Source organism: Pseudomonas sp. MH10 (genome assembly GCF_034353045.1).
Classification (GTDB): domain Bacteria; phylum Pseudomonadota; class Gammaproteobacteria; order Pseudomonadales; family Pseudomonadaceae; genus Aquipseudomonas.
Genome location: NZ_CP133783.1, coordinates 2,251,772 through 2,278,248, shown reverse-complemented (window position 1 = coordinate 2,278,248; position 26,477 = coordinate 2,251,772). Strand labels below are relative to the sequence as shown.

Sequence of the window (26,477 nt, the reverse complement as noted above, 5' to 3'; positions counted from 1 at the left end):
GGGGCTTAAGGCTATTTATTCTGGTTTGCAGGTGTTACCCCGTACGTGCGACGCTTGTTGCGGGTCCTTCGATAGGCTGACCTGCGTAAGAGTGTGATTAGCTGGGGCAGGTGATCGCAGTTAGTTAACGAATCGGGAAGCCGTATTAATGCAAACCGCCTACACCGTCCTGATTTTGTTAATGCTGGTCGGCGTTTCCCGACTGGTCGCACGATTGATCCCGGTGCCGCTGCCGTTGCTGCAGATTATTGCTGGCGCATCGTTAGCAGTGCCGACCTTGGGGTTGCACGTCGCGCTGGACCCTGAACTGTTTTTATTCCTGTTTTTGCCTCCGCTGCTGTTTTCTGATGGTTGGCGCATGCCCAAGCGTGAGTTATGGCGGTTTCGTGGGGCCATCTTTACCTTGGCCGTGGGGTTAGTGCTTTTCACCGTGCTGGGGGCCGGTTTTTTCATTCACTGGTTGCTGCCGACAATCCCGTTGCCGGTGGCCTTTGCACTGGCGGCTGTGTTGTCGCCAACGGACGCCGTGGCGGTGTCAGCCATTGCTCAAGATCGATTGCCGGGGCCGATCATGCACATGTTGCAGGGCGAGGCGCTGATGAACGATGCCACGGGTCTGGTGACGTTCAAGTTCGCCTTGGTCGCCGCTGTAACCGGTGTTTTTTCGTTGGCCGATGCCAGCCTGACGTTTGTTCTGGTGGCCTGCGGTGGTCTGGCCATCGGCGTGGCGCTGAGTTGGTTGGTAGGCAGACTGCGAAGTTGGATGGTCGCCCGGGGGTGGGACGACCCCGCGACCCATGTGGTGTTCATGTTGTTGCTGCCGTTCGCGGCCTATGTGCTGGCTGAACGCTTGGGCGCTTCCGGGATTCTATCGGCAGTGACCGCGGGCATGATGCAAAGCTGGGTGGACCTGTTGCCGCGCCAAACCAGCACGCGCTTGCTCAACCGCAGCGTGTGGGCGTTGCTGGAATTCGCCTTCAACGGCTTGATCTTTCTGCTGCTGGGCCTGCAGTTACCGGACATTATCAAGGCGGTTGCCAGCCACGAAGTCTCACTGTGGCCGATGCTGTTGTGGCGCAGTCTCGACGTATTGATAATTTTTCTGGTGCTGTTGGTGCTGCGCTATGTGTGGGTGCAGAGCGTTTGGCGGCTGATGGCGGGCATCCGTCGCTGGCGTGGTCATGGTCACGGCCATTCAGGGCTCGAGCTGACGGCCCGTTCGGCGTGGCTGTTGACGATGGGGGGTATACGCGGTGCCGTCACCTTGGCGGGCGTGTTATCAGTGCCGCTGCTCATCAGTGCCGGGGTGGAATTCCCCGAGCGGGATTTGCTGATCTTTATCGCGGCGGGGGTGATTTTGCTGTCGTTGATTTCGGCCTGCATTGCCCTACCGTTATTGCTGCGCGGGGTGGTCAAAGGTCCAGATCACGCCATGAAGCGCGAGGTGCGAGAAACCTGGAAGCGCACGGCTGAAGCGGCGATTCACGCCTTGGAGGTTGAAGAACTCCCGGACAAAGGCGGCAAACTGGATGCGACACAAGCGGCATTGGCGATGGAAGTCAAAGCGCGGATCATGACGGAGTATCGTCATCAGTTGGACGTGTTCAACGACACCTCCGAAGCGCAAGCACTGGCGTGGCAAATGGACCAGCTAGAGCGTCGGCTTCGCTTGCATGCCCTGCGTGCACAGCGTCTGGAGCTGTATAGCCTGCGCCGGCATCACCGAATCGGCGATGACGTGCTACGGCAGGTGCTTGGAGAACTTGACCTGAGTGAGGCGAATCTGGGGGCTATTAACTGATGGATGTTGGTCTTGGCGACACCTTCGCAGGCAAGCCTGCTTCCACGGGACTTGTGCTGGGCACAAATGTGTAGCCACTGTGGGAGCAGGCTTGCCTGCGAATGGCTTGCCCGGTACTCAGCAAACAATCTGTACAGGAGTTGCGTCCATTAGCCGTTGATAAAGTCCCGAATCCGTTCTGCTGCTTCGACGCACTCGGCCAGCGGAGCCACCAGTGCCATGCGTATGCGTCCGGCGCCTGGGTTGAAGCCGTTCACTTCCCGGGACAGGTATGAGCCCGGCACAACAGTCACGTGCTGGGCCACAAACAGATCGCGGCAAAACTCGGCATCGTCAGTCCCGACATTCGGCCACAGGTAGAAACCACCGTCCGGGCGCTGCACATCAAGCACCGGGGCGAGTATCGCCAGTACTGCCTCAAACTTCTCCCGATACAGCGTCCGGTTGGCGCGAACGTGCTCCTCGTCATTCCAGGCAGCAAGGCTCGCCAATTGGGTTTGCACCGGCATCGCGCAGCCGTGGTAGGTCCGATACAGCAGAAATGCTTTAAGGATATCGGCATCACCTGCCACAAAGCCCGAACGCAAACCGGGCAGGTTTGAACGCTTAGACAAACTGTGGAACACCACGCAGCGTTTGAAATCCTTGCGACCCACTGCCACGCACGCACTCAGCAGGCCGGCGGGCGGCGTCGCTTCGTCGAAATACAATTCGCTGTAGCACTCGTCCGCTGCAATCACGAAATCGTGCTCATCGGCCAGTGCGATCAACTTTTTCAGTGTTTCCAGCGGCACCAATGCGCCCGTTGGATTGCCGGGCGAGCAGAGAAACAGAATCTGGCAGCGTTTCCAGACATCCGCAGAAACAGCGTCGAAATCCGGGTTAAAGCCGTTCTCGGCCAAGCACGGCAAGTAATGCGGCTGCGCTCCGGCAAGGAACGCCGCGCCTTCATAGATTTGGTAAAACGGGTTTGGGCTGATCACCAAGCCGTCGTCGCTGCGGTTGACCACGGTTTGAGTGAATGCAAACAGCGCTTCACGGGTGCCGTTGACCGGCAACACATTGCGTGCCGGGTCAAGCCAGCCAGCAGGGACACCAAAACGCCGTTCGCACCAAGCCGTAATCGCTTCGCGCAATGCCGCAATGCCGAGCGTCGTCGGGTACACCGCCATTTGGTCGAGATTAGCGGCCAGTGCTTGAGCGACGAACGCCGGTGAGCGGTGTTTGGGTTCGCCAATGGACAACGCAACCGGGCGCTTGTCGGGATTGGGGGTCACGCTGCCGAGCAGGACGCGGAGCTTTTCGAACGGGTAGGGCTGAAGCTGCTGCAGGGCGTTATTCATGGGCGCAAGGTCTCAATAAGCGTGGCGCCCCGTGGGCGCCGTTGAGTCGAATCATATAAGGCGGGCGTCAGATACTGAGGCGCATCTCGCCGTGAGGTTCGTAGCTGACGTTAAGCTGCTCGACGATGGCATCTTGTAATCGAATGCACAGTTCCGGGTCGGACAGTGGTTGATTGTTCGCGTCCGTAATAAAGAACACGTCTTCTACCCGCTCACCCAGCGTGGCAATTTTCGCGTTCTGCAACGACAGGTCGAAATCCAGGAAGATCTTGCCGATCCGTGCCAGCAAGCCCGGTCGATCCGGAGCGCTCAATTCCAGAATCGTCACTGGGCGCTGGGCGTCGGTGAGAATCGTGACCTGAGGGGCAAACGCAAAATGCTTGAGCTGACGCGGCACCCGGCGCTTGATGATGGTCGGGTAATCGTCTGGGTTGCGCAGGGCATCGGTCAGGCCGTCACGGATTTTCTTGATGCGCTCCGGGTTATCCCCGATCGAGCCGCCGTCGGCGTCGAGCACGATGTAAGTGTCGAGGGTGAACTGGCTGCTGGACGTAATAACGCGGGCGTCATGAATGTTCAGGTTGAGCTGATCCATGGCCGCCACGGTTACCGCAAAGAAATCATGCTGGTCGGGGGCGTAGATGAAAATCTGCGTGCCGCCTTCGAACTCACGCTGGGTGGTCTCCCTCATGAGTACCAGGGGGCCGCCGTCAGCAGGCTGTCGCAAAATGGCATCGCTGTGCCAAGCCACATCGCCAGCCGTGTGACGCAGGAAGTAGTCATCGCCCAACTGAGACCAGAGTTGTTCGACGTCGTCCGGGTCAGTACCGTTACGCACCAGAATATCCAGCGCTGCACTTTGTGTGCGCCGAATCTGCTCTTCTCGGTCGACTGGGTTTTCCAAGCCGCGACGCAAGGCCCGCTTGGTCTCGGTGTACAGCTGGCGCAATAAACTGGCGCGCCAAGAATTCCAGAGCGTCGGGTTGGTCGCGTTGATGTCGGCGACAGTCAGCACATACAGGTAGTCCAGGTGGACTTCATCACTGACCAGCAGCCCGAAGTCATGAATGACCTGCGGGTCCGACAGGTCCTTGCGCTGGGCAGTGGTCGACATCACTAAGTGGTTCTGTACCAGCCAGACGATCAGACGCGTGTCCCAGACCGGCAAGTGATGACGCTGACCAAAGGCTTCGGCATCGATCGCGCCCAGCTCGGAGTGATCGCCGCCACGGCCTTTGCCAATGTCGTGATAAAGCCCGGCCAGGTATATAAGCTCGGGTTTGGGCAGTTTGCCCATGATTTTGCTGGCGAGCTGAAACTTGTCCGAGGACTGTGTGTACTGCAGCTTGCGCAGGTGCTTGATCAGGTTAAGCGTGTGGGCATCGACCGTGTAGATGTGGAACAGGTCGTGCTGCATTTGGCCGACGATATGGCCAAACTCGGGCAGGTACAGACCGAGAATGCCATAGCGGTTCATCCGCCGAAGGTTGCGGTGGATGCCGAACTCACACTTGAACAGCTCAATGAAAAGGCTGGTAATGCGAATGTCGTGGCGGAATTCATCGTTGATCAAATACCGGTTTTCGCGCAACAAACGAATGGTGTCGGCGCGAACCCCTTTTATTTCCGGGCGTTGAGCCAAGAGCACAAAGATTTCAATCATCGCAAACGGCGTGCGCGCGAACACGTTCGGGTGCGTCGCCTCGATGAAGCCATCGTGCAACTGAAATCTTGAGTTGATCGGTTGGGTGTTACCGCTTTCGTCCGGCGAAAGAATGACTTCGTCAAAATGCTGAATGATCAGTTCGCTGAGTTGGGCGATGCTGATGACCACGCGGTAATACTTCTGCATGAAGCGTTCGATGGCTAATTTAGCATCGCTGTCTTCGTAGCCCAGCAGGCCGGCGATGCTGCCTTGATGGTCGAACAGCAATCGATCCTCTGAGCGCCCGGCAAGCATGTGCAAGGCGTAGCGCACTTTCCACAGGAATTCCTGGGACGAAGCGAGCAGGTTGTTTTCGCTTTCCAGCAAAAAGCCTTCGTCTGCCAGCGCGTGCAGATTCAAGGTGCCGTACTGGCGGCGGGCTACCCAAAGAATGGTCTGGATATCACGTAAGCCGCCGGGAGACCCTTTGACGTTCGGCTCGAGGTTGTATTCGGTGTCGTTGTATTTGTGATGGCGCGTTTTCTGCTCGGCGCGTTTGGCCAGGAAGAACTCTTTGCTCGGCCACATTCTTTCGGGACTGGTGACCTCAAGCATGCGTCGACGCAAGCGTTCAGGACCGGCAATGGTGCGGCTTTCCATGAGGTTGGTGATGACGGTCAGGTCGGCCAAAGCTTCCTGAGCGCACTCGTCCACCGAGCGAACGCTTTGGCCAACTTCCAGGCCGATGTCCCACAGTAGCGTCAGAAAACGCTCGATGGATTCGCGGAAAACTTCGTGGTCGGCGCTGTCGAGCAGAATCAGCAGGTCAATGTCCGAATACGGATGCAGTTCCCCGCGCCCGTAACCGCCCACTGCCAGCAGCGCGATGTCGGCTTCTTCGCTCCAGTCAAAATGGTCCCAGGCCTGTTGCAGGATGTTGTCGACAAACCAGGCGCGGTCCTCGATCAGGCGCCGTATATCGCGACCCGAACGAAAGCGGTCGTCCAGAACCTCCCTGGCCTGCCGGATGGCTTTCTTGAAAGCGGCAATAGGGCTTGCTTTCAACGCCAGTTCTGCCTGGAACTGGCCGCGGTCGAATAACTCTGGATCCACCTGCGGCATCGAACAGCTTTCCTTTTATTGTCTGGAGTTTTTATCGACGAGTTTTAGCGGATGTATTTATGCCGACGCTGACGTGCGAGCAATGGTGTCATCGCTGCGCAGGGTAAAAATTTCATAGCCTTCGGCGGTGACCAAAATAGTGTGTTCCCACTGAGCGGACAGCTTGCGGTCCTTGGTGATCGCGGTCCAGCCATCGCCTAACAGTCGGGTTTCGGCGCGGCCTTGGTTGATCATTGGTTCAATGGTGAAGGTCATCCCTTCCTTCAATTCCATCCCGGTGCCAGCGCGGCCATAGTGCAGTACTTGCGGCTCTTCATGGAAGACCGTTCCGATACCGTGACCGCAGTATTCGCGGACCACGGAAAAACCGTTCTTTTCCGCGTGTTTCTGGATCACTTCGCCGATGTCGCCAAGACGAGCGCCGGGGCGCACGACCTCAATGCCTTTGTACATGCATTCCTGAGTAATCTTGGACAGACGCTCAGCCCACTCAGGCACTTTACCGACGTGGAACATTTTGCTGGTGTCGCCGTGGTAGCCATCCTTGATTACCGTGACATCGATGTTCAACACATCCCCATCCTTGAGCGGCTTCTCGTTCGGAATCCCATGGCACACGACGTGGTTGATCGAGGTGCAGATGGATTTGGGGAAACCTTTGTAGTTCAGCGGGGCCGGGATCGCCTTTTGCTCGTTGACAATAAAGTCATGGCAGATGCGGTCCAGCTCGTCGGTGGTCACGCCAGGTTTGACATAGTTACCGATCATTTCCAGCACGTCGGCAGCCAGACGGCCAGCGATGCGCATCTTTTCGATGTCCTCATGGGTTTTGATGGTGACAGTCATAAGATTCTCTCGGCGCGACGGAGCGCGGCTCAACGGGTAAAGACGCGATTCTAACAGACCGTCAGGCTCGAAGTGACCCTCGCATTTTTCTCCTCCTATAAAGAAGCCGTCGCAACGGCCTGAAGCGCCGTTACAAAGCACGTTTGCCGTAGCGCTTATTTCGGGTTTCGTTATCCGGTCTTTTATGATATAAAATGCGCCGCTTTCCGGGGTATGCCCCGAGAGCTTAAACCCACACACGTGTCGACACGATGACCTGGGTGCCCTCAGCTTGAAGCTGTTGGTTGGTCATTGGGATACGTGGAGGCCTAACCCGACTTATCAAGGAACTATCATGTCCCAAGTCAACATGCGCGATATGCTGAAGGCCGGTGTCCACTTCGGTCACCAAACCCGTTACTGGAACCCGAAAATGGGTAAATACATTTTCGGCGCACGTAACAAGATCCACATCATCAACCTTGAAAAAACCCTGCCTATGTTCAACGAAGCGTTGGCTTTCGTTGAAAAACTGGCTTCGGGCAAAAACAAGATTCTGTTCGTTGGCACCAAGCGTTCCGCTGGCAAGATCGTCGCTGAAGAAGCTGCACGTTGCGGCTCGCCTTACGTCGATCACCGCTGGTTGGGCGGCATGCTGACCAACTTCAAAACCATCCGTGCCTCGATCAAGCGTCTGCGTGAGCTTGAAATTCAGGCAGAAGACGGCACGTTCACCAAGCTGACCAAGAAAGAGGCGCTGATGCGTACTCGCGACCTGGAAAAGCTTGATCGTAGCCTGGGTGGTATCAAGGACATGGGCGGTCTTCCTGACGCACTGTTCGTCATCGACGTTGATCACGAGCGCATCGCGATCACCGAAGCCAACAAACTGGGTATCCCGGTTATCGGCGTAGTTGACACCAACAGCAGCCCTGAAGGCGTTGACTACATCATCCCAGGTAACGATGACGCCATTCGCGCCATTCAGTTGTACATGGGTTCGATGGCTGACGCAGTTATCCGTGGTCGTAACAATGCTAATGGCGGCACCGACGTATTCGTCGAAGAGGCTCCAGCAGCAGCAGTAGTAGAAGGCTGAGTAGCAAACGCCTAGCGTTTACTCAGTACGCAAAAAGGGGGCTTAGCCCCCTTTTTGCCACCTCGAAAACCATGTTGGCGCCGCCTGCAGTCATGAGCCGCAGCCAGCAACGGTTCTCAAGAATTTGAACGCCCGTTTGATCGGGTGGAATGGTTTAAGACCTATCCAAGAGGAATTTGAAATGGCAGAAGTTACTGCAGCGTTGGTTAAAGAACTGCGTGAGCGCACCGGCGAAGGCATGATGGATTGCAAAAAGGCCTTGACCAAGGCTGACGGCGACATCGAAAAAGCAATCGACGATATGCGCGCATCCGGTGCGATCAAAGCAGCCAAAAAAGCAGGCAACATCGCTGCTGAAGGCTCGATCAGCATCAAGGACGACGGCAAAGCTGCCGTTATCGTTGAAGTTAACTCGCAGACCGACTTCCTGGCTTTGCAGGACGACTTCAAAGCGTTCGTCGCTGCCAGCGTAGAAAAAGCATTTGCTGACAAGCTGACTGACGTAGCTCCATTGATCGCGGCTCAAGAGCCTGATCGTTTGGTGCTGGTTGGTAAAGTAGGCGAAAACGTCAACATTCGCCGTCTGGCGCGTATTGAAGGTGACGTCGTGGGTTCGTACCTGCACGGCAACAAGATTGGTGTTGTGGTTGCTCTCAAAGGCGGTAGCGTCGAGCTGGCTAAAGATATCGCCATGCACGTAGCTGCCAGCGCTCCTGAGTTCCTGCTGCCTACCGAAGTGTCTGCTGAAGCCATTGAACGCGAGAAAGGCGTGTTCATGACCCTCAACGAAGACAAGATCAAAGGCAAGCCACCTGAAATCGTTGAAAAAATGGTTGCAGGCCGCATCAGCAAGTTCCTCGCTGAAGCCAGCTTGGTCAATCAGCCGTTCGTGAAGAACCCTGAGCTGACCGTTGGTGCCTTGGCCGCAAAGGGCGGCGCTGAGATCGTTTCTTTCACTCGCTTTGCAGTGGGTGAAGGCATCGAGAAGCCTGTAGACAACTTCGCTGAAGAAGTTGCCGCACAGGTTGCAGCAAGCAAGAAGTAAGACGGTTTTTTAACTGTCGCTAAGAAGAGGCTGCCCGCTTACGCGCGCAGCCTCTTCTTCAAATAGGTAAAACGAATTTGTTTTCCTTAGGGAAGTGGCTTACAAGGCTGCATCCCTGTGACGCTGTCAAAGCGTCAACTAGAGTTAGCGCAGGCTGAAAACAGCCCGCACAGAATTTTTTTAAACGCCGCAGGAGAGATTCGCAATGGCTCAGCAGGGCAGTGGTTATCAGGCTCGCTATAAACGCATTCTACTCAAGCTTAGCGGCGAGGCCCTGATGGGCTCGGAAGAGTTCGGCATCGACCCGAAAGTCCTGGATCGCATGGCCCTTGAAGTCGGCCAATTGGTCGGTATCGGCGTGCAGGTCGGGCTGGTAATTGGTGGCGGTAACCTGTTTCGCGGCGCCGCATTGAGCGCTGCCGGTATGGATCGGGTCACGGGCGATCACATGGGCATGCTGGCCACTGTGATGAACGCTTTGGCCATGCGCGACGCGCTGGAACGTGCCAATATTTCAGCCATCGTGATGTCGGCGATTTCTATGGTGGGTGTGACAGATCATTACGATCGCCGCAAAGCCATGCGCCACCTCAATGCCAAAGACGTAGTGATTTTTGCTGCCGGTACCGGTAACCCTTTTTTCACTACCGATTCGGCAGCCTGTCTGCGAGCAATCGAAATCGACGCCGACGTCGTGCTCAAAGCGACCAAGGTCGATGGTGTTTACACTGCCGATCCTTTCAAAGACCCGCATGCCGAGAAGTTCGATCATCTGACCTACGATGAAGTGCTGGATCGCAAGCTGGGTGTGATGGATTTGACGGCTATTTGTTTGTGCCGTGACCACAAGATGCCGTTGCGCGTATTTAACATGAACAAGCCCGGCGCCCTGCTGAATATTGTGCACGGCGGCGCTGAGGGAACCCTGATCGAGGAAGGCCAACAATGATCAACGAAATCAAGAAAGACGCCCAAGCCCGTATGCAGAAGAGCCTTGAGTCCCTGGCTCATGCGTTCAGTCGTATCCGCACCGGCCAGGCCCACCCAAGTATTCTTGGTGGTGTGATGGTGCCTTACTACGGTGCTGATACCCCATTGAATCAAGTGGCAAACGTTACGGTCAAAGACTCACGCACCCTGCAAGTCGTGGCATTTGAACGCAACATGCTGGGCGCCGTGGACAAAGCGATTCAAAGCTCTGGGTTGGGTTTCAACCCAACGAACCTTGGCGAATTGTTGCTCATCTCGATGCCGGCTCTGACTGAAGAAACCCGCAAGGGCTTCGGCAAGCAGGCACGCGATGCCGCAGAAGATGCTCGGGTGGCAGTGCGCAACATCCGTCGCGATTCGTTGAGCCAGTTCAAAGACCTTATTAAAGAGAAAGAAATCAGCGAAGACGAAGAGCGTCGTGCCGCTGATGACATCCAAAAACTGACCGACAAGTTCGTGGCGGAAATCGAAACCGCTGTGAAACAAAAAGAAGCGGACCTGATGGCCGTATAAAGGGTCAGTGCGTTTTATGGATAAGACCAAACAGGCTGTGCTGACATCGGTACCGCGACATGTCGCGATTATCATGGATGGTAATAATCGTTGGGCAAAGAAACGTCTTTTACCCGGTATCGCCGGGCATAAAGCTGGCGTAGATGCCGTTCGTGCAGTCATTGAGGTTTGCGCTGAAGCCAAGGTTGAAGTATTGACCTTGTTCGCTTTTTCCAGTGAAAACTGGCAGCGTCCTGCCGAGGAAGTCGGGGCGTTGATGGAGCTGTTTTTCACCGCTCTGCGTCGTGAAACTCGGCGCCTTAACGATAACTCCATCAGCTTGCGAATCATCGGTGACCGTTCGCGGTTCCACCCCGAGTTGCAGGCGGCTATGCGCGAAGCTGAAGTGCGGACTGCGGGTAACGATCGCTTTGTGCTGCAAATTGCGGCCAATTACGGTGGGCAATGGGATATCGCTCAAGCGGCGCAACGTCTTGCGCGTGAAGTTCAGGCAGGACATCTACAGCCAGAAGACATCACGCCGGAACTGTTGCAAACCTGTTTGGCAACCGGCGACCTGCCGTTGCCGGATTTGTGCATTCGTACCGGTGGCGAGCATCGCATCAGCAATTTTTTACTGTGGCAGCTGGCCTACTCAGAGCTGTACTTCTCCGACCTGTTTTGGCCGGACTTCAAACACGATGCCATGCGCACTGCGCTGGCAGATTTTGCTTCTCGCCAACGTCGCTTCGGTAAAACGAGCGAGCAAATAGAAGCTGGAGCCCGGGCTTAATGCTGAAACAACGAATCATCACGGCACTGATCCTGCTGCCTATTGCCCTGTGTGGCTTCTTTCTCCTCGAAGGTGCGAGCTTCGCCGTGTTCATTGGCGTGGTGGTGACACTGGGTGCTTGGGAATGGGCGCGTTTGGCAGGGTTTACCGCGCAGGTCGCTCGAGTCATTTACGCCGTTGTAATCGCTGCGCTGCTGTTGCTGATGTATGTACTGCCGGATTTGGCGCCCTGGGTTTTGGGCGCCGCAGTCGTGTGGTGGTTGTTGGCGACATTCCTCGTGCTGACTTACCCTGAGACCAGTAGTCGTTGGTCCGGCACTGTCTGCAAGCTGGTGATCGGTTTGGTGATTCTGCTGCCGGCATGGCAGGGATTGGTATTGATCAAGCAGTGGGAGTTGGGTAACTGGTTGATCCTGTCGGTCATGGTCCTAGTTTGGGGCGCAGACATCGGTGCGTACTTTTCGGGCAAGGCCTTCGGCAAGCGCAAGCTGGCGGCAAAAGTCAGCCCAGGTAAGAGCTGGGAAGGCCTGTTTGGCGGTTTGATTGCTAGTTTGGTAATCACCGCTGTCGTCGGTATTTTTCGCGGTTGGTCCGGTTCGCAGTGTGTTCTCGGTTTGCTTGGCGCCGCCGTGGTGGTGCTGATCTCGGTTGTCGGGGATTTGACAGAAAGCATGTTCAAGCGCCAGTCCGGCGTTAAAGACAGCAGTAACTTGCTCCCCGGCCACGGCGGGGTGTTGGACCGAATTGACAGTTTAACGGCTGCCATTCCAGTGTTTGCGGTGCTGCTCTGGGCCGCTAACTGGGGTGTGATGTGAAGAAACTTCAACAGATCACCGTTTTGGGCGCCACCGGTTCGGTGGGCCTCAGTACGCTGGACGTCATTGCCCGGCACCCGGATCGGTATCAGGTATTCGCGCTGACGGGCTTCAGTCGGTTGAAAGAGCTGCTGGCGCTGTGCGTTCGCCATTCACCACGGTTTGCGGTGGTTCCTCAGTTGGATCTGGCGCGGGGATTACAGGATGCCCTCGCTGCAGCCGGTCTCGATACGCGAGTGCTGGTGGGGGAGGGCGGTCTTTGTGAAGTCGCGGCTCACCCACAAGTCGATACCGTGCTGGCGGCGATTGTTGGCGCAGCTGGGCTGCGTCCGACATTGGCGGCGGTAGAGGCAGGCAAGAAGGTATTGCTGGCTAATAAAGAAGCTTTGGTCATGTCCGGTGCGCTGTTCATGCAGGCGGTGCATCGCAGCGGCGCCGTGCTGTTGCCCATCGACAGTGAGCACAACGCGATTTTCCAGTGCTTGCCTACAAATTGTTCTGGTGGGTTGGGCGCGGTTGGCGTACGCCGCATTCTGCTGACCGCATCCGGTGGTCCGTTTCGTGAAACACCGCTGGCCGACCTGATGAGCGTCTCGCCTGAGCAAGCGTGCGCTCACCCAAATTGGTCGATGGGGCGCAAGATTTCTGTAGACTCCGCCACCATGATGAACAAAGGCCTTGAGTTGATCGAGGCCTGTTGGCTGTTCGATGCTCGGCCAAATCAGGTTGAAGTGGTGATTCACCCGCAAAGCGTCATCCATTCCATGGTCGATTACGTGGATGGCTCAGTGTTGGCTCAGTTGGGTAACCCTGACATGCGCACACCGATTGCCCATGCATTGGCTTGGCCGCAGCGGATTGATTCAGGGGTAGCGCCGCTCGATCTCTTCAGCATTGCGCGTCTGGATTTTCAAGCGCCCGACGAACAGCGATTTCCGTGCCTTCGGTTAGCCAGACAGGCGGCGGAGGCTGGTAATAGCGCGCCGGCTGTGCTGAATGCGGCCAATGAAGTGGCAGTTGCAGCATTTCTTGGCCGGCGCATCCGCTACCCAGAGATCGCGAGTATCATTGACGAGGTTTTGAATCTTGAGCCCGTCATAGCAGTAACAGAATTGGATACGGTGTTCGAGATTGACTCGAAAGCCCGCGCTTTGGCTGAGCACTGGCTCACTCGCAGCGGGCGGTAACAGCTACAAGGCACAGGCCGCCACGGAGGAAGTTGATGAGCGCGCTCTATATGATTGTTGGCACCCTGGTCGCATTGGGTGTGCTGGTGACCTTTCACGAATTTGGCCACTTTTGGGTGGCTAGGCGTTGTGGCGTCAAGGTTTTGCGTTTTTCGGTAGGGTTCGGCATGCCGCTTTTGCGGTGGCATGACCGCAAGGGTACTGAATATGTGCTGGCCGCCATTCCCTTGGGCGGCTACGTAAAAATGCTCGATGAACGCGAAGGTGAAGTGCCTGCGGATCAGGTCCATCAGTCGTTCAACCGTAAGACCGTCTATCAGCGTATCGCCATCGTAATTGCCGGGCCGGTTGCCAACTTCCTGCTGGCTATCGTGTTTTTCTGGTTTTTGGCCATGCTCGGTAGTCAACAAGTACGTCCAGTCATCGGCGCGGTCGAGTCGGGCAGTCTTGCGGATAAAGCGGGCTTGAGCGCTGGGCAGGAAATTGTTGCCGTCGATGGCGAGCCCACATCGGGTTGGTCGGCAGTGAATTTGCAACTGGTGCGGCGTTTGGGCGAAAGCGGCACCATAGCCCTGCAAGTACACGACCAGGGTTCGACTGTTGATTCTCCCCGTATGCTTACATTGGATAAGTGGCTAAAGGGCGCGGATGAGCCAGACCCTATTCGTTCGCTGGGTATTCGTCCGTGGCGTCCGGCGTTGGCGCCCGTGCTGGCTGAATTGGATCCGAAAGGCCCGGCGCAAGCCGCTGGTCTGAAGACCGGCGACCGACTGCTGGCAATTGACGGGCAGCCCTTGAGCGATTGGCAGCAGGTGGTCGATGCGGTTCGTCTGCGTCCCGCTGCAAAGATTTCCCTGCGCGTTGAACGTGATGGTGCGCAGTTGGACGTGCCGTTGACGCTGGCGACCAAGACTGACAGCAAGGCTACAACCGGCTATCTCGGGGCTGGGGTCAAGGGTGTCGATTGGCCACCGGAGATGTTGCGCGAGGTCAGTTACGGGCCTTTAGCCGCCGTTGGCGAGGCCGCCAAACGCACTTGGACCATGAGTGTGTTGACCCTTGATTCGCTGAGAAAAATGTTGTTCGGCGAGCTATCTGTAAAAAACTTGAGCGGACCGATAACCATTGCTAAAGTGGCGGGCGCTTCGGCCCAGTCGGGGATAGGTGATTTTCTAAATTTCCTCGCCTATCTGAGCATAAGCCTAGGGGTTCTCAATTTGTTGCCCATCCCAGTATTGGATGGGGGGCATCTGTTGTTCTACCTGGTCGAGTGGGCGCGGGGTCGCCCGCTGTCTGATCGGGTGCAGGGTTGGGGGGTTCAGATCGGGATCAGTTTTGTGGTCGGGGTAATGCTACTCGCCTTGGTCAACGATCTGGGTCGACTGTAAAGCTTCGCTGTGTTGCGAATCTGCCGCATTTTGCGGCAGTTTGTTTATTGCCAGTTGGAATAAGAAAGGACTTCATGAAACGTCTGCTGCTAACTGCGGTTCTCGCCGTACTGATGATCGCCGAAGTTCACGCCGAGTCCTTCACTATCTCTGATGTCCGTGTCAATGGCCTCCAGCGGGTTTCCGCCGGTAGCGTCTTTGGTGCCTTGCCGCTGAACGTCGGCGAGACTGCGGATGATCGTCGCTTGGTGGATGCCACTCGTGCGTTGTTCAAAACCGGGTTCTTTCAAGATATCCAACTGGGCCGTGATGGCAATGTTCTAGTCATCACGGTGGTCGAGCGGCCTTCTGTTTCGAGTATCGAAATCGATGGCAACAAGGCGATCACCACTGAAGACCTGATGAAGGGTCTCAAACAGTCGGGCCTGGCTGAAGGTGAAATCTTTCAGCGTGCGACGCTTGAAGGCGTACGTAACGAGCTGCAACGTCAATACGTTGCTCAAGGTCGTTACTCGGCAGAAGTTTCTACCGAAGTCGTGCCTCAGCCTCGTAACCGTGTTGGCCTGAAGATCAACATTAACGAAGGTACGGTTGCTGCGATTCAGCACATCAACGTGGTGGGCAACAGCGTCTTCCCCGATGAAGACCTGATCGGGCTCTTCGAACTCAAGACCACCAACTGGCTGTCCTTCTTCAAGAACGACGACAAGTACGCCCGGGAAAAACTGTCCGGCGACCTGGAACGTCTGCGTTCGTACTACCTCGACCGCGGCTACATCAACATGGACATCGCATCGACCCAGGTGTCCATTACGCCTGACAAGAAAAGCGTGTACATCACGGTCAATGTCAACGAAGGCGAAAAATACACCGTTAAGTCGGTCAAGCTGAGCGGCGACCTGAAAGTCCCTGAAGATCAAGTCAAGGCGCTGTTGCTGGTCAAGCCGGGTCAGGTCTTTTCGCGTAAGGTCATGACCACGACGTCCGAGCTGATCACCCGTCGACTGGGTAACGAAGGCTATACCTTCGCCAACGTCAACGGCGTTCCGACACCGAACAACGAAGATCACACCGTTGACATTCTGTTTGCTGTCGATCCAGGCAAGCGTGCCTACGTTGACCGCATTAACTTCCGTGGTAACACCAAGTCTGCGGACGAAGTGTTACGCCGTGAAATGCGTCAGATGGAAGGCGGTTGGGCTTCGACTTACCTTATCGACCAATCGAAAACCCGTTTGAATCGTCTCGGTTTCTTCAAAGAAGTGAACGTGGAAACGCCGGCAGTGCCGGGCACCGATGACCAAGTTGACGTGAACTACACGGTTGAAGAACAGGCGTCCGGTTCGGTGACCGCCAGCGTCGGTTTTGCACAGAGTGCAGGTTTGATCCTGGGTGGTTCGATCAGCCAGAACAACTTCTTGGGCACCGGTAATAAGGTCAGCATCGGTCTGACGAAAAGCCAATACCAGACGCGCTACAACTTTGGTTACGTCAACCCGTACTTCACGCCAGATGGCGTCAGCTTGGGCTACAACGCTTTCTATCGCACCACGGACTATAAAAATCTCAGCGTCGATGTGGCCAGCTATGCGGTAGACAGTTTGGGTGCAGGTGTCAGCCTTGGCTATCCTATCAACGAGACGTCGCGTCTGACGTATGGCTTGACGGTACAGCAGGATCAAATCAAGACGGGTGTTTATACCGTTGACGAGATTTTCGACTTCGTTAACAAAGAAGGTAACAAATACCTCAACTTCAAGGCTTCTGCTGGCTGGTCAGAGTCAACCTTGAACAAAGGTGTTCTGGCTACCCGCGGTCATTCGCAAAGTCTGGTATTTGAAACCACCACGCCGGGCAGCGACCTTTCGTTCTTCAAACTTGATTACCGCGCTCAGTATTTCCACCCGCTGACTGAAAACTACACCCTTCGTCTGCACACCGAGTTGGGTTATGGCGACGGTTATGGTTCGACCTCAGGTCTGCCGTTTTACGAGAACTACTACGGTGGTGGCTTCAACTCGGTACGTGGCTTCAAGGACAGCGGTCTCGGTCCTCGCAGTACCCCGAGTCGTGGTGAATCTGTGACCGGCAACGCCGGAACCCTGGTTGATCCAGACGGCAAGGCACTGCCTTTCGGCGGTAACGTCTTGATTCAAGGAGGGGTGGAGGTCATGTTCCCACTGCCATTCATCAAAGATCAAAAGTCGCTACGGACGTCGCTCTTCTGGGACGTGGGTAACGTATTCGACACTAACTGCGGATCATCTGGCAGCAACACCATCGCGGCGTCGGATGTGAAGCCTAAATGTGACAACATCGGTCTTGCAGGTTTGGCAAGTTCTGTCGGTGTAGGCGTCACCTGGGTTACCGCCCTAGGCCCCCTGAGTTTCGCTTTGGCTGTGCCGGTCAAAACGCCAGACAATGCAGACACCCAGATTTTCCAATTTTCCCTCGGTCAGACCTTTTAATCGTCTGATCAATGATAACGACAACAGATTTTGTAGGAGTGCATCGTGCGTAAGTTGACTCAATTGGTTCTTTTGGCTACAGCCCTGATGGCGACGCCAGCATTCGCTGAAATGAAAATCGCTGTGCTGAATTATCAAATGGCACTGCTCGAGTCAGACGCTGCAAAGCAATATGCCGTGGATGCTGAAAAGAAGTTCGGCCCCCAATTGACCAAGCTGAAGACCCTTGAAAGCAGTGCCAAGGGGATTCAGGATCGCTTGGTAAGCGGCGGCGACAAGATGGCCCAGCCTGAACGCGAGCGTCTTGAACTCGAATTCAAGCAAAAGGCTCGCGACTTCCAGTTCCAATCCAAGGAACTGAACGAAGCTAAAGCAGTTGCTGACCGTGAAATGCTCAAGCAATTGAAGCCTAAGCTGGATCAGGCGGTAGAAGAAGTTATCAAGAAAGGTGCCTTTGACCTGGTGTTCGAGCGCGGTGCTGTGATTGATGTTAAACCTCAGTACGACGTGACTCGCCAAGTCATCGAGCGCATGAATCAGCTGAAGTAACCATGACCGTAACCATCAAGCTCGGCCAATTGGCCGAGTTTCTCGGCGCCACGCTACGTGGTGCGGCGGATAAAGACATCACTGGGCTAGCCACTTTGCAAGAGGCTGGCCCTGGTCAGGTAAGTTTCCTGGCCAATCCCCAGTACCGTAAATTCCTTGCCGTTAGCCATGCAGCCGCCGTGTTGCTTAAACCGGCCGATGCCGAGGGGTTTGCAGGTGATGCGTTGCTGGTGCCAGATCCTTATCTGGCCTACGCAAAGATCTCCCATTTATTCGACCCCAAACCCAAGGCGTTGCCAGGGGTTCATGCGTGCGCAGTGATTGCCGCTGATGCTCAGGTTGACGTCAGCGCTAGTATCGGTGCATTCGCTGTTATCGAAAGCGGTGCGCGCATCGCCGCGAACGTCACAGTAGGGGCTCACTGTTTTATCGGTGTTCGTAGCGAAATTGGCGAAGGCGGCTGGTTGGCGCCACGGGTGACGCTTTATCACGATGTACGCATCGGCAAGCGAGTCGTGATTCAGTCTGGCGCAGTACTCGGTGGCGAAGGCTTCGGCTTCGCCAACGACAAGGGTATTTGGCAGAAGATCGCGCAGGTTGGCGGTGTATTGGTCGGTGACGACGTGGAGATTGGCGTCAATACCGCAGTTGATCGCGGTGCCTTGGCCGATACGGTTATCGGCAACGGCGTGAAGCTGGATAACCAGATTCAGATCGCGCATAACGTCCAGATTGGCGATCACACCGCCATGGCGGCGTGCGTCGGCATCTCGGGAAGCACGAAAATTGGCAAGCATTGCACCATTGCTGGCGGTGTTGGCATGGTTGGGCATATCGAAGTCTGTGACGGCGTATTCGTCACCGGTATGACCATGGTGACCCGTTCGATTACCGAACCCGGCGCCTATTCCTCGGGGACTGCGATGCAGCCCGCTGCGGAATGGCGTAAGAGTGCGGCGCGCATTCGTCAGCTTGATGACATGTCGCGACGCTTGCAGCATATGGAAAAGGTTGTTGAGGCAGTGACCTCGGGCGGTAAAGCTTCATCTGATGGCTGATACCTTTTTATATCAAGCGTGCACAGCTGATAAAACTGCCTCCTTGATTTGCAAGAGGAGTGCCGCGCATTAGTCGCGCACTCCTCATCTTTACTACAGGCTTCCCCCCGAAATGATGGACATCAACGAGATTCGCGAATACCTGCCTCACCGTTACCCGTTCCTGTTGGTGGACCGGGTAGTCGAGTTGAATGTCGAGGCCAAAAGCATTCGTGCCTACAAGAATGTCAGCATCAACGAGCCTTTTTTCAACGGTCACTTTCCCCAGCATCCAATCATGCCGGGCGTATTGATCATCGAAGCGATGGCCCAAGCTGCCGGCATCCTCGGTTTTAAAATGCTCGATGTGAAGCCATCCGACGGCACGCTTTATTATTTCGTCGGCTCTGACAAACTGCGATTCCGTCAGCCAGTCTTGCCGGGCGATCAGTTGATCCTTGAAGCTACGTTCATCAGTTGCAAGCGTCAGATCTGGAAGTTTCAATGCCAGGCTTCGGTCGACGGCAAGCCGGTTTGCTCCGCAGAAATCATCTGCGCGGAACGTAAACTATGAGTTTGATTGACTCTCGCGCAATCATCGATCCGACGGCCATTCTGGCCGACGACGTAGAGGTCGGCCCTTGGTCGATCGTCGGACCTGGTGTGGAAATTGGCGAGGGTACAATCGTTGGGCCGCATGTGATTCTCAAAGGCCCTACGAAGATCGGCAAACACAACCATATCTATCAGTTTTCATCGATAGGTGAGGACACGCCCGATCTTAAATACAAAGGCGAAGAGACGCGCCTGGTCATTGGTGACCACAACGTCATTCGTGAAGGCGTGACGATCCATCGCGGAACGATTCAAGACCGCGCAGAGACCACGCTGGGTGATCACAACCTGATCATGGCCTACGCGCACATTGGCCACGACAGCGTTATTGGTAACCACTGCATCCTGGTCAACAACACTGCATTGGCGGGTCATGTACATGTTGACGATTGGGCGATCCTGTCCGGTTTCACACTGGTGCATCAGTTTTGCCATATTGGCGCCCACAGCTTTTCCGGCATGGGCACCGCAATTGGCAAGGATGTTCCTGCGTTCGTTACAGTGTTCGGCAACCCTGCGCAGGCGCGGAGCATGAACTTCGAAGGCATGCGCCGTCGTGGGTTCAGTGAAGAGGCTATTCACGCGCTACGCCGAGCCTACAAGGTCGTCTATCGCCAAAGCCTGACAGTCGACCAGGCTATTGCTGAGTTGGCCGAGCCCGCTGCACTGTTTCCCGAAGTTGCAATATTTCTTGAGTCCATCCAAACGTCGACCCGTGGCATAACCCGCTAATGAATTCGTTGATGACCAAGGCACTGCGTGTTGCGCTGGTTGCGGGCGAAGCGTCCGGCGATATTCTTGGCTCGGGCTTGATGCGTGCGCTCAAGGCGCGTCACCCCGATGTAGAATTCGTCGGCGTCGGTGGTCCGCTGATGGAGGCCGAGGGGCTGGTGTCCTACTTCCCGATGGAGCGGTTGTCGGTGATGGGGTTGGTCGAGGTGCTTGGCCGACTCAGGGAGCTGCTGGCTAAGCGTAAGCAGCTCATTCAAACGCTCATCAGCGAAAAGCCCGACGTGTTCATCGGCATCGACGCCCCGGACTTCAACCTCGACATCGAACTAAAGTTGCGTCGTGCCGGGATTAAGACCGTGCATTACGTCAGCCCGTCAGTGTGGGCGTGGCGTCAAAAGCGTGTATTGAAAATTCGCGAAGGCTGCGATTTGATGCTGACGCTGCTGCCGTTCGAAGCGCGTTTCTACGAAGAGAAGGGCGTGCCGGTGCGGTTTGTCGGTCATCCATTGGCTGACACCATCCCCCTAAAATCTGATCGCGCGGCGGCCCGAGCAACTTTGGGCCTGCCCGCTGGCGTAGTGATCGCGCTGATGCCGGGCAGCCGGGGCGGTGAAGTCGGTAAGCTGGGCGGCCTGTTTTTCGATGCCGCCGAGCGGCTGATGGTTCTGCGCCCTGGTATCAGGTTTGTGCTGCCCTGCGCGAGCCCCCAACGGCGTATTCAGATCGAGGCGTTGCTGCAAGGGCGCAACCTACCCATTCTGTTGCTCGACGGTCAGTCGCACCTTGCACTCGCTGCCTGCGATGCGGTGTTGATCGCCTCAGGCACCGCGACACTCGAAGCGCTGCTGTACAAACGACCAATGGTCGTTGCCTATCGTCTGGCACCGATTACCTTTTGGATACTCAAGCGTTTGGTGAAAAGCCCTTACGTCTCGTTGCCGAACTTGCTTGCCCAACGTTTGCTGGTCCCGGAGTTATTGCAGGAAGCTGCGACAGCCGAGACCCTCGCGCAAACCTTGTTGCCGCTGCTTGAAAGTGGCGAAGTGCAGACGGCAGGCTTCGATGAAATTCACCGGACCTTACGCCGCGATGCCTCCAACCAGGCCGCCGAGGCGGTGCTCGGGTTGCTGGGCCAATCGCCTTCACAGTGAGTAGGTTATAAATGCAAATGGGTTTGGACTTTAATCTGGTCGAAGAACTGGTTGCCGGTGTCGACGAAGTCGGTCGCGGTCCGCTCTGTGGTGCTGTAGTGACGGCTGCCGTGATTCTTGATCCGCGCAGACCGATTCTGGGCCTCAACGATTCGAAAAAACTCACCGAAGCTCGCCGTGAAAAGCTCTACGACGAAATCTGTGAAAAAGCCTTGTGCTGGTTTATCGCCCGGGCAGAAGTAGAGGAAATCGACGAGCTGAACATTCTCCATGCCACGATGTTGGCGATGAAGCGCGCCGTCGAAGGGCTGATTATTATTCCGAAGCTGGCGTTGATCGACGGCAATCGCTGTCCACAATTGTCAGTGCCCAGTGCCTCGGTTATTCAGGGCGACGCATCGGTACCGGCCATCGCAGCAGCTTCGATCCTGGCCAAAGTCAGCCGGGACCGGGAAATGGCAGCATTCGAACTGATTTATCCTGGCTATGGGATGGGTGCTCACAAAGGTTATCCGACCCCCGTTCATCTTGAAGCACTGGCGCGCTTGGGGCCGACCCCGATCCATCGTCGTTCGTTTGCTCCCGTGCGGGCGGCATACGAAGCTCAAGCCATGATGCTGCAAAGTCCGCTTTCAATCTTCGCGCCGGGCTGATGTTTTAACCAAGGCCCAGTACAATCCCGGCCTTCGTTTTTTTGTATTTCGCGCTATAGGATCAACATGCCGGCTTCTTTCGTTCATCTACGCCTGCACACTGAATATTCTCTGGTCGATGGTTTGGTCCGGGTCAAACCCTTGGTCAAGACCTTGGGCAGCATGAATATGCCAGCCGTGGCTGTGACCGATCAGAACAACATGTGTTCGCTGGTCAAATTCTACAAAGCGGCCATGGGCGCAGGTATTAAGCCGATCTGCGGCGCGGATTTGTGGTTGTCCAACAAGGATGAAGACGCCGGGCTGAGCCGGATCAGCCTGTTGGTGATGAATGCCAAGGGTTACCGTAACCTGACCGAATTGATTTCCCGTGGCTTTATCGATGGCCAGCGCAACGGTCAAGTGATCATCGAGCGTGAATGGGTCGCGCAGGCCAGTGAAGGCTTGATCGCGCTGTCGGCAGCCAAAGAAGGCGAGATTGGCATGGCCTTGCTCGCCGGAAACCCCGGTGAAGCCGAGCAATTGCTGCGTGATTGGATGGCGGTATTCCCTGACCGTTTTTATGTCGAAGTGCAGCGCACCAACCGGCCCAATGACGAAGAACATTTGCACGCAGCCGTCTCCTTGGCTGATCGGCTGGGTGCGCCGCTGGTGGCCACCAACGATGTGCGCTTCATCAAGCAGGAAGACTTCGAGGCCCATGAAACCCGAGTTTGCATTGGCGAAGGCCGGGCGCTTGATGATCCGCGTCGTTCACATAACTACAGCGATCAGCAATACCTCAAGACCGCAGCGGAAATGGGCGAGCTGTTCAGTGATTTGCCTGAGGCACTGGCAAACACCGTTGAAATCGCCAAGCGCTGCAATATCGACGTAAAGCTTGGCCAGCACTTTCTGCCTAACTTCCCGATTCCCGATGGCCTGACCATCGACGAGTACTTTCGCAAAGTGTCGTTCGATGGTCTTGAAGACCGTCTTTCGGTATTAATGCCAAAGGACACCACCGAGGATTACGACGCCAAGCGTCAGGTCTACATTGACCGGCTGAACTTCGAGCTGGATATCATTATCCAGATGGGCTTTCCCGGTTACTTTCTGATCGTAATGGACTTCATACAGTGGGCCAAAAGCAACGGCGTCCCGGTAGGTCCAGGCCGTGGGTCGGGTGCGGGTTCGCTGGTAGCTTACGTTCAGAAAATTACAGACCTCGACCCGCTGGAATACGACCTGCTGTTCGAACGGTTCTTGAACCCGGAACGGGTATCCATGCCCGACTTCGACGTCGATTTCTGCATGGACGGTCGCGACCGGGTTATTGAGTACGTGGCGCAGAAGTACGGGCGCAACGCGGTCAGCCAGATCATTACCTTCGGTTCAATGGCCGCCAAGGCTGTGATACGCGACGTCGCGCGGGTGCAGGGCAAGTCCTACGGCTTGGCGGATCGCCTGTCGAAAATGATCCCGTTCGAAGTCGGCATGACGCTGGAAAAAGCCTACGAGCAGGAAGAGATCCTGCGCGACTTCATCAAGATCGATGAAGAGGCCGCTGAAATCTGGGAGATGGCCCGCAAGCTTGAGGGCATCGTGCGCAACGTCGGCAAGCACGCTGGCGGGGTGGTGATTGCGCCGACCAAACTGACTGACTTCTCGCCGATCTATTGCGATGAGCTGGGCGACGGCCTGGTGACCCAATTCGACAAGGATGACGTCGAGGCTGCAGGGCTGGTGAAGTTCGACTTCCTCGGTCTGCGGACTCTGACCATCATCGATTGGGCGCTGAAAACGATTAACCGCGAGCGCGCCAAGGTCGACGAGCCGCCGCTGGATATTGCATTTATCCCGCTGGACGACAAGCCGACTTACCAATTGCTGCAAAAGGCTGAAACTACTGCGGTGTTCCAGCTTGAGTCGCGCGGCATGAAGGAGCTGATCAAAAAGCTCAAGCCCGACTGCCTGGAAGATTTGATCGCCCTGGTAGCGCTGTTCCGCCCCGGCCCACTGCAATCAGGCATGGTAGATGACTTTATCAACCGTAAGCACGGTCGGGCAGAGCTGTCGTATCCCCACGTTGATTATCAGTACGAAGGTCTCAAACCGGTGCTGGCGCCGACTTACGGCATCATCCTGTATCAAGAACAGGTTATGCAGATCGCCCAGGTTATGGCCGGCTATACCCTTGGCGGCGCCGATATGTTGCGTCGGGCCATGGGTAAGAAAAAGCCCGAAGAGATGGCCAAACAACGTGGTGGTTTCATTGAGGGCTGTAAGAACAACAACATCGACGCGGACCTGGCCGGTAACATTTTCGACCTGGTGGAAAAGTTCGCCGGTTATGGTTTCAACAAGTCTCACTCGGCCGCGTACGGACTGGTGTCGTATCAGACCGCATGGCTGAAAACCCACTACCCGGCGCCGTTCATGGCCGCCGTGCTGTCGGCCGACATGCACAACACCGACAAGGTTGTGACCTTGATCGAAGAAGTGCGCAACATGAAATTGCGCCTCGAATCCCCGGACGTAAATACCTCGGAATACAAATTCACGGTTAGCGATGATGGCCGAATTTTGTACGGGCTGGGCGCTATCAAGGGCGTGGGCGAAGGCCCGGTGGAAGCGATCACCGAGTCACGTCAAGCCGGGCCATTCAAGGATCTGTTCGATTTTTGCGCGCGGGTAGACCTCAAGCGTATCAACAAGCGGACCCTCGATGGCTTGATCCGCAGTGGTGCGCTGGATCGCTTGGGGCCGTATTTTGAAGACAACGTAGACGTCAAAACCTATCAGGCCAACCTTGACCGCAACCGCTCGGTGCTATTGGCGGCGCTGGAAGAAGCCATCCAGGCCGCGGAACAAACCGCGCGCAGTCACGACAGCGGGCACTCGGATCTGTTTGGCGGTTTGTTCGTTGAAGCCGATGCCGACGTTTATGCGAACCATCGCAAGGCCAAGGAGTTGAGCCTCAAAGACCGTTTGCGCGGTGAAAAAGAAACCTTGGGCTTGTACCTGACAGGGCACCCCATAGACGAGTACGAAGGCGAAATTCGCCGTTTCGCTCGTCAACGCATCATTGATTTGAAGCCTGCCCGCGACACGCAAACCGTTGCCGGTTTGATCATTGCATTGCGGGTCATGAAGAACAAAAAGGGCGACAAAATGGGCTTCATTACCCTTGATGACCGTTCGGGGCGAATTGAAGCGTCGCTGTTTGCCGAGGCTTTCCATTCCGCACAATCGTTATTGCAGACCGATGCGATGGTGGTGGTCGAAGGCGAGGTCAGCAATGACGACTTTTCAGGCGGCCTGCGCTTGCGGGCCAAGCGGGTGATGAGTCTTGAAGATGCACGGACTAATCTTGCTGAAAGCTTGCGCCTGAAAATTCATGCGGACGCGCTCAAGGGCGATCGGCTCAAATGGCTGGGAGAATTGTGCAAGCGTCATCGTGGAGCCTGTCCGATTACCCTCGACTACACCGGGATGGATGCGAAGGCGTTGCTGCAGTTTGGCGAGGCCTGGCGAATCGATCCGGCCGACAGCTTGATTCAAGCGCTGCGTGACCAGTTCGGACGTGAGAACGTCTTCCTGCAATACCGTTGAATAGTGCGGGCCTGTCAATCCGGCCTGCGCTCAACCATAATTTTTAATCTCGACCTGGATGCGCCTGTTCCCGTAAGGTATGGCGCACACGGATCAACCGGCCGGCCCCTTGGCCGTCGACCCAAGACGGATGCCTATGAACCCGAATTTTCTCGATTTCGAACAGCCGATCGCTGACCTTCAAGCCAAGATCGAAGAATTGCGCTTGGTCGGTAATGACAACTCGCTAAACATCGGCGACGAAATTTCCCGTCTGCAGGAGAAGAGCAATACGCTCACCGAAAGCATTTTCGGCAACTTGACCAGTTGGCAGATCGCGCGCATGGCGCGTCATCCACGTCGTCCTTACACCCTGGACTACATCGAGCACATCTTTACTGAGTTCGACGAGCTGCACGGTGATCGGCACTTCTCCGACGACGCTGCCATTGTCGGTGGTGTTGCGCGTCTTGATGACCAGCCAGTAATGATTATCGGCCACCAGAAAGGCCGCGAAGTGCGTGAGAAAGTTCGTCGCAACTTTGGCATGCCACGGCCTGAAGGCTACCGCAAAGCCTGCCGTCTGATGGAAATGGCCGAGCGCTTCAAAATGCCGATCCTGACGTTCATCGATACGCCGGGCGCTTACCCGGGCATCGATGCCGAAGAGCGTAACCAGAGCGAAGCAATTGCCTGGAACTTGCGGGTGATGGCTCGTCTTAAAACGCCGATCATCGCTACCGTGATTGGTGAAGGTGGATCTGGCGGTGCATTGGCCATTGGTGTCTGCGATCAATTGAACATGCTGCAGTATTCAACGTACGCGGTCATCTCGCCGGAAGGTTGCGCCTCGATTCTGTGGAAAACCGCCGACAAAGCACCTGATGCGGCCGAAGCCATGGGTATTACGGCTGACCGTCTGAAAGGTCTGGGTATTGTCGATAAAGTCATTGGCGAACCTTTGGGTGGCGCCCATCGTGACCCGGCGACTGCTGCCGCTTCGATCCGCAAGGAATTGAGCAGCCAGTTGGCGATGCTCAAGACGTTTGATACCGACGCGCTGTTGGCTCGTCGTTACGAGCGTCTGATGAGCTACGGTCTCTGATTGGAGCCTCAACGTCTTCACCAATCCAATCTGTAGGAGCAACTTGTTG

The 26,477-nt window shown here is 55.9% G+C and carries 21 protein-coding genes; 18 read left to right on the top strand and 3 right to left on the bottom strand.

Annotated features, from left to right (window positions below; translation table 11 throughout):
• The first annotated feature begins 148 nt into the window (after positions 1-148).
• On the top strand, positions 149-1,801 hold the full coding sequence (locus RHM59_RS10200) for a Na+/H+ antiporter (protein WP_322286511.1): 1,653 nt from the start codon (positions 149-151) through the stop codon (positions 1,799-1,801).
• Positions 1,802-1,950: 149 nt separating this feature from the next.
• On the opposite strand, the gene dapC is transcribed toward RHM59_RS10200, so the two are convergent.
• The 3 genes from dapC to map form a co-directional block, all read right to left on the bottom strand.
• Positions 1,951-3,144, bottom strand: coding sequence for a succinyldiaminopimelate transaminase (dapC, locus tag RHM59_RS10195; protein WP_322286510.1), 1,194 nt, complete (start codon positions 3,142-3,144; stop codon positions 1,951-1,953).
• A gap of 67 nt (positions 3,145-3,211) precedes the next feature.
• Positions 3,212-5,911, bottom strand: coding sequence for a [protein-PII] uridylyltransferase (locus RHM59_RS10190; RefSeq protein ID WP_322286509.1), 2,700 nt, complete (start codon positions 5,909-5,911; stop codon positions 3,212-3,214).
• A gap of 57 nt (positions 5,912-5,968) precedes the next feature.
• The gene (gene map / locus RHM59_RS10185; RefSeq protein ID WP_322168072.1) at positions 5,969-6,757 is read right to left on the bottom strand and encodes a type I methionyl aminopeptidase; all 789 of its coding nucleotides are present in this window, start codon (positions 6,755-6,757) and stop codon (positions 5,969-5,971) included.
• 334 nt (positions 6,758-7,091) lie between these two features.
• Here map and rpsB point away from each other — a divergent pair, with 334 nt between their 5' ends.
• From rpsB to RHM59_RS10100, 17 genes are all read left to right on the top strand, one after another.
• A complete protein-coding gene (gene rpsB, locus RHM59_RS10180) occupies positions 7,092-7,835 on the top strand; it encodes a 30S ribosomal protein S2 (RefSeq protein WP_219061233.1) in 744 nt (247 codons plus the stop codon).
• A gap of 181 nt (positions 7,836-8,016) precedes the next feature.
• A complete protein-coding gene (gene tsf / locus RHM59_RS10175; protein ID WP_322168073.1) occupies positions 8,017-8,880 on the top strand; it encodes a translation elongation factor Ts in 864 nt (287 codons plus the stop codon).
• 205 nt (positions 8,881-9,085) lie between these two features.
• Positions 9,086-9,829: a UMP kinase gene (pyrH, locus tag RHM59_RS10170; RefSeq protein ID WP_003440426.1), complete on the top strand. Its 744-nt coding sequence runs from the start codon at positions 9,086-9,088 to the stop codon at positions 9,827-9,829.
• Positions 9,826-10,383: a ribosome recycling factor gene (gene frr / locus RHM59_RS10165; protein ID WP_322168074.1), complete on the top strand. Its 558-nt coding sequence runs from the start codon at positions 9,826-9,828 to the stop codon at positions 10,381-10,383. Before pyrH ends, frr begins: the two co-directional genes overlap by 4 nt.
• Before the next feature lie 16 nt (positions 10,384-10,399).
• Positions 10,400-11,155 (top strand): polyprenyl diphosphate synthase, encoded by a 756-nt coding sequence (gene uppS, locus RHM59_RS10160; RefSeq protein WP_322168075.1) that lies wholly within the window; start codon positions 10,400-10,402, stop codon positions 11,153-11,155.
• The gene (locus RHM59_RS10155) at positions 11,155-11,970 is read left to right on the top strand and encodes a phosphatidate cytidylyltransferase (RefSeq protein WP_322168076.1); all 816 of its coding nucleotides are present in this window, start codon (positions 11,155-11,157) and stop codon (positions 11,968-11,970) included. Before uppS ends, RHM59_RS10155 begins: the two co-directional genes overlap by 1 nt.
• Complete coding sequence (gene ispC, locus RHM59_RS10150; protein WP_322286508.1) at positions 11,967-13,157, top strand: 1-deoxy-D-xylulose-5-phosphate reductoisomerase; 1,191 nt, start codon at positions 11,967-11,969, stop codon at positions 13,155-13,157. Before RHM59_RS10155 ends, ispC begins: the two co-directional genes overlap by 4 nt.
• 35 nt (positions 13,158-13,192) lie before the next feature.
• Positions 13,193-14,545 (top strand): sigma E protease regulator RseP, encoded by a 1,353-nt coding sequence (gene rseP, locus RHM59_RS10145; protein ID WP_322168078.1) that lies wholly within the window; start codon positions 13,193-13,195, stop codon positions 14,543-14,545.
• A 74-nt stretch (positions 14,546-14,619) separates the two neighbouring features.
• Positions 14,620-17,013 carry an outer membrane protein assembly factor BamA gene (bamA, locus tag RHM59_RS10140; RefSeq protein ID WP_322286507.1) on the top strand — a complete coding sequence of 798 codons (2,394 nt, stop codon included), beginning with the start codon at positions 14,620-14,622 and terminating at the stop codon, positions 17,011-17,013.
• A 45-nt stretch (positions 17,014-17,058) separates the two neighbouring features.
• Positions 17,059-17,562: an OmpH family outer membrane protein gene (locus RHM59_RS10135; protein WP_322168080.1), complete on the top strand. Its 504-nt coding sequence runs from the start codon at positions 17,059-17,061 to the stop codon at positions 17,560-17,562.
• A gap of 2 nt (positions 17,563-17,564) precedes the next feature.
• On the top strand, positions 17,565-18,620 hold the full coding sequence (lpxD, locus tag RHM59_RS10130; protein ID WP_322168081.1) for a UDP-3-O-(3-hydroxymyristoyl)glucosamine N-acyltransferase: 1,056 nt from the start codon (positions 17,565-17,567) through the stop codon (positions 18,618-18,620).
• 112 nt (positions 18,621-18,732) lie between these two features.
• Positions 18,733-19,173 carry a 3-hydroxyacyl-ACP dehydratase FabZ gene (gene fabZ / locus RHM59_RS10125; RefSeq protein ID WP_322168082.1) on the top strand — a complete coding sequence of 147 codons (441 nt, stop codon included), beginning with the start codon at positions 18,733-18,735 and terminating at the stop codon, positions 19,171-19,173.
• Entirely contained in the window at positions 19,170-19,946 is a 777-nt protein-coding gene (lpxA, locus tag RHM59_RS10120) for an acyl-ACP--UDP-N-acetylglucosamine O-acyltransferase (RefSeq protein ID WP_322168083.1), read from the top strand. The genes fabZ and lpxA overlap by 4 nt, the downstream gene beginning before the upstream one ends.
• 11 nt (positions 19,947-19,957) lie before the next feature.
• Positions 19,958-21,097: a lipid-A-disaccharide synthase gene (lpxB, locus tag RHM59_RS10115; RefSeq protein ID WP_322286506.1), complete on the top strand. Its 1,140-nt coding sequence runs from the start codon at positions 19,958-19,960 to the stop codon at positions 21,095-21,097.
• An 11-nt stretch (positions 21,098-21,108) separates the two neighbouring features.
• Positions 21,109-21,750, top strand: coding sequence for a ribonuclease HII (gene rnhB / locus RHM59_RS10110; protein WP_322168085.1), 642 nt, complete (start codon positions 21,109-21,111; stop codon positions 21,748-21,750).
• Between the two features lie 66 nt (positions 21,751-21,816).
• On the top strand, positions 21,817-25,344 hold the full coding sequence (gene dnaE, locus RHM59_RS10105; RefSeq protein WP_322168086.1) for a DNA polymerase III subunit alpha: 3,528 nt from the start codon (positions 21,817-21,819) through the stop codon (positions 25,342-25,344).
• Between the two features lie 136 nt (positions 25,345-25,480).
• Positions 25,481-26,428, top strand: a complete 948-nt coding sequence (locus tag RHM59_RS10100) for an acetyl-CoA carboxylase carboxyltransferase subunit alpha (protein ID WP_322168087.1) — start codon at positions 25,481-25,483, stop codon at positions 26,426-26,428.
• Positions 26,429-26,477: the final 49 nt, after the last annotated feature.